This is a genomic window from Lapillicoccus sp., assembly GCF_025353065.1.
Lineage (GTDB): Bacteria > Actinomycetota > Actinomycetes > Actinomycetales > Dermatophilaceae > Lapillicoccus.
Genome location: NZ_JANXRJ010000329.1, coordinates 1 through 4189 on the forward strand (window position 1 = coordinate 1; position 4189 = coordinate 4189).

At 73.1% G+C, this 4189-nt stretch carries 4 protein-coding genes; all 4 read left to right on the forward strand.

Annotated features, from left to right (window positions below):
* Positions 1 to 113: 113 nt before the first annotated feature.
* Positions 114 to 1415 (forward strand): acyl-CoA dehydrogenase family protein, encoded by a 1302-nt coding sequence (locus Q0R63_RS23920; RefSeq protein ID WP_295702800.1) that lies wholly within the window; start codon positions 114 to 116, stop codon positions 1413 to 1415.
* Between the two features lie 10 nt (positions 1416 to 1425).
* Entirely contained in the window at positions 1426 to 2427 is a 1002-nt protein-coding gene (locus tag Q0R63_RS23925) for a zinc-binding alcohol dehydrogenase family protein (RefSeq protein ID WP_295702802.1), read from the forward strand.
* A complete protein-coding gene (locus Q0R63_RS23930; protein WP_295702804.1) occupies positions 2424 to 3998 on the forward strand; it encodes a bifunctional 3-(3-hydroxy-phenyl)propionate/3-hydroxycinnamic acid hydroxylase in 1575 nt (524 codons plus the stop codon). The genes Q0R63_RS23925 and Q0R63_RS23930 overlap by 4 nt, the downstream gene beginning before the upstream one ends.
* Positions 3995 to 4189, forward strand: a 195-nt coding sequence (locus Q0R63_RS23935; protein ID WP_295702806.1) for a flavin reductase family protein, incomplete at its 3' end; no start/stop codon positions are given. The genes Q0R63_RS23930 and Q0R63_RS23935, both read left to right, overlap by 4 nt.

A 4189-nucleotide genomic window follows, 5' to 3' on the forward strand; every position in this document is an offset into this window, starting at 1 on the left:
GTGCTCAAGGAGCACGCCGACGCCGGCAAGGTCGCCTTCCTCACGGCCATCCGCTCGGCGTGACCGCCGGAGCAGCGCCCGACCTGACCCCCGCCCCTGACCCGGAGACCGCCATGACGATCACCCTCGAGCACGACACCCTCGACGACCGGCCCGCCACGCTCGCCTCTGTCCTTGGCCGGGTGCGTGAGCTCGGACCGACCCTGCGCGGCGGCGCGCTCGCCGCCGAGAAGGCCGGACGCCACTCCGACGACACCATCGCCGCCCTCGACGCCGCCGGCGTGTTCGCTATCGCCACCCCCGCCGAGTACGCCGGCGCCGAGCTGTCGGTGCGCCAGCAGCTCGACGTCGTCACTGAGGTGGCGAAGTGGGACGGCTCGGCCGGCTGGACCGTCTGGGTGGCGGCCTCCACCAACTGGCTGCCTGTCGGCTGTGGCCCCCAGGTGATCGAGGAGGTCTACGGGCACGACTGGGTGGGGCCCCGGGTCGCCGGCTCGAGCCACTTCCCTGCCACCCGTGGCCGGGCGAGGCGCACTGAGGGCGGCTGGGTCGTCACCGGTGGACCGTGGACCTTCGGCAGCGACGCCCTCTGGGCTCCGTACACCAACCTCGGTTGCCTCGCCGATGACGGCGACGGGACGTACCTCGTGGGGGTCCAGGTCCCCCGCGACCAGCTGCGCTTCCTCGACGACTGGAACGTCGCCGGGATGCGCGCGACCGGCAGCGTGTCGATCGAGATCCCCCGCGACGAACTCGTCGTCCCCGAGCACCGGGTCACCGACTTCCGCCACGTCACCTCTCAGCGGATCGACCACGGCCTCGCCGGGTCGCTGTGGAAGGTGCCGTCGCTGGGCTGGGCGTTCAGCCTCATGGCCGGCATGTCCATCGGCATCGCCACCGGCGCCCTCGAGCGCTTCATCGAGCGGTCGGCCGGACGCCCCATCCGCGGCACTACATACACCAACCAGCTCGAGGCGCCGCTAACCCACCTGATGCTCACCGAGGTGCACAGCAAGATCCGGTCGGCGACCCTCATGGCCCGGGCCAACGCCGAGGAGACCGACCACCTCGGCCGGCTGATCGCGGCCGGCACCCCGGAGAGCCCAGAGTACATGCAGCAGTTCAGCGCCCGGGTCCTGGCCGAGACCGCCTACGCCGCCAAGTGGTGCGCCGAGGCGATCGAGCTGCTGCAGCGCAACTCCGGCTCCACGGCGATCATGGACTTCGAGCCGATCCAGCGGTCCTGGCGCGACGCCCGCGTCATCACCCTGCACGGGGCGCTCAACCTCGAGGCCCTGTCGGAGAACTACGGCCGCCTGATGGCCGGCCTCCAGCCTCACAACTTCGCCGGCATCACCACCCTCGACCGGTTCGCGCCCGCGAGGTCGCCGTCCCCGTCGCAGACGACCAGCTGAGCCGACCGCCGTGAGCACCCCTCGATCAGCGACGATCGACGCCCCGGGCGCCCCGCCCCGGCTGGGTTCCCTGGCGCTCCCGCAGCGCCGGTCCGGGCAGACCGTGCTCGACGTGGTCGCCGCACCGCTGAACCCGCTGGACCTGCTCATCGCCTCCGGGGGCTTCCACTCCGCCCGGCACGAGCAGCCCTACGTGCCGGGCAGCGAGTGCGTCGGCGTGGTGACCCAGTCGGACCGCTACGAGCCCGGCACCTGGGTGTATGCCGAGTGCCACGCCTCCCCGGACACACCGGGCTCGCTGGCCACCCAGCTGGTCGTCGCCGACGACGACGTCCTGCCGCTTCCTCGTGGCTTAGACCCCGTAGGCGCCGCTGCGGTCGGCAACTCCGGCACGGCGGCTTACCTCCCGCTGGTCGAGGAGGCCGGCCTCCGGCCCGGCGAGACCGTGCTGGTGCTGGGCGCCACCGGGGCGGTCGGCCAGATCGCCGTCCAGGTGGCCCGACGCCTCGGCGCCGGGCGCGTCATCGGCGTGGGACGCGACGCCAGCACCCTGGAGCGGGTCCGGGGCCTCGGTGCCGACGCCGTCCTCGAGCTGCGGGTGGGCGAGTGCACCGACGACCTGGCCGCCCGGATCCTCGCCGCCAGCGGGCCGGTCGACGTCGTCTACGGCCGACCGCTGGAGGCTTCGCTGCAGGTCTGCGCACCCCGGGCCCGAGTGGTCAACGTCGGCAACCTCGCCGGGCCTACCACGCAGGTCCCGGCCGGGCTGCTGCGCGGTCGGCAGCTGACGCTCTCGGGCTTTGCCGGCCTGCATCTCGGGCTGGCCGCCAAGAGGCCCGCGCTGACCTGGCTGTGGGGCGCTCTGCGCGACGGGCACCTGCAGGTGGACACCCTCCACTTCGACCTCGACGACCTGCCGGGGGCCTGGGTGCAGCAGGACGCCTCCCCGCACGCTAAGTGCGTCGTCGTCCCCCACCCCCACCTGCTCAACCTCTGGAGGGCTGAGGCATGACCGTAAGCCCGCCCCGCGCAGACGTCGACTGCCTCGTCGTCGGCGGTGGCCCCGTCGGCCTGCTCACTGCCGTTTTGCTCGGGCAGGCCGGCCTGCAGGTCGCCGTCGTCGAGCGCTGGCCGCAGCGGTACCCGCTGCCGCGCGCCTGCACCATCGACCACGAGGCGCTGCGCATCCTGCAGGCCGCCGGGATCATGGCCGAGCACGCCGACCTCTTCGAGCCCTCTCGCGGCGAGCGCGGCGGTTACCAGTTCCGGGGCGCCGACGGCGAGCTGCTGCGGGCCATCGACTGGAACAGGCCAGCGGAGTCAGGGTGGGCCAACACCAACGGCTTTCACCAACCCGACCTCGAGGCCGTGCTCGAGCAGGCAGCGGCCTCCACCCCCGGGGTCAGCGTCCACCGGGGCTGGACCTTCACCGACACCACGCAGGACGAGTCCTGTACGACGACCCGCCTGACCGCCACGGGGGACCCCAGCGTCGCCTCCACCGTCCGCAGTCGCTGGCTCGTCGGCGCTGACGGGGCAAACAGCGCGGTGCGCTCGCACCTGGGCATCGAGGTCGGCGACTCGGGGTTCGAGGCCGACTGGCTGGTCGTGGACTACCGGCCCCTCGTCGAGGACACCTGGGACGCCTTCGTCGTGCAGTACTGCGACCCACGGCAGCCCGCCACCGCCGTGCGCAGCGGACCCGGCCGACGTCGCTTCGAGTTCATGCGTCGCGCCGACGTAACCCCCGAGGAGATGGGCCGAGAAGCGACAGCCTGGGCGCTCATGGCCCCATGGGGGGTGACGCCCCAGACCGCGGAGCTCGAGCGGCACGCCGTCTACACCTTCCGCGGCCGCTGGGCTCAGGTCTGGCGCGTGGGCCGGACGTTCCTTGCCGGGGACGCTGCCCACCTCATGCCTCCATTCCTGGGACAGGGCCTGTGCGCCGGACTTCGCGATGCCCGGGCGCTGGCGTGGCGCCTGTCCCTGGTGCACCGCCGACTGGTCGAGGCGGCCGTCCTCGACAGCTACGGGCCCGAGCGCGCGGGCCACGTCCGCGAGATCATCGACGGGGCCGTCGAGGCGGGGCAGATCATCTGCGAGCTCGACCCCGCCCGCGCGGCCGCCCGGGATGCCGAGATGCGCCGTGAGCCCACCGACCCGAGCGCCGTGAAGGAGCCGCCGCACCCGCGGCTGGGGCACCCGTCGATCACCGTCCCGGGCCAGGACCCCGCCGGTCGGCTCGCGCCGCAGGGACGCGTGCGGGTCGGTAGCAAAACCGGCCTGTTCGACGACGTCCGGGGCGGTGACTGGCAGCTCGTCGCCAGGGGCGGCACACCGACGCTGGACGAGGAGGCGGCCACCTGGTTCGCCGGCATCGGTGGCACCGTCACCGGGGTCTCCCCCGCCGGGTCGGTGGCCGACGTCGACGGTGTGTACCAGCGATGGTTCGACGCGCATGGCTGCGACGTCTTCCTCTCCCGCCCGGACTTCTACGTCTTCGGCATCGGGTGCGCGACCGACGTGCCGGCCCTGCTCGCGCAGCTGCGGGCGGCACTCGACACACCGGGAGGGGGACGATGACACCCACCATTGACCCCGCGCTGTTCCGCGAGACCTTGGGCCACTACCCCACCGGGGTCGTCGTCGTCACCGCGACGGACGACGGCGGCGAGCCGGCGGGGATGGTCGTCGGGTCGTTCTCCTCCGTCTCCCTCGACCCCCCGCTGATCGCCTTCTTCCCCTCCACCTCGTCCTTCAGCTTCGCCCGGCTC

Coding starts and splice junctions, on each gene's coding strand:
- Q0R63_RS23930 (WP_295702804.1), top strand. CDS start 2,424: ATGACCGTAAGCCCGCCCCGCGCAGACGTCGACTGCCTCGTCGTCGGC.
- Q0R63_RS23920 (WP_295702800.1), top strand. CDS start 114: ATGACGATCACCCTCGAGCACGACACCCTCGACGACCGGCCCGCCACG.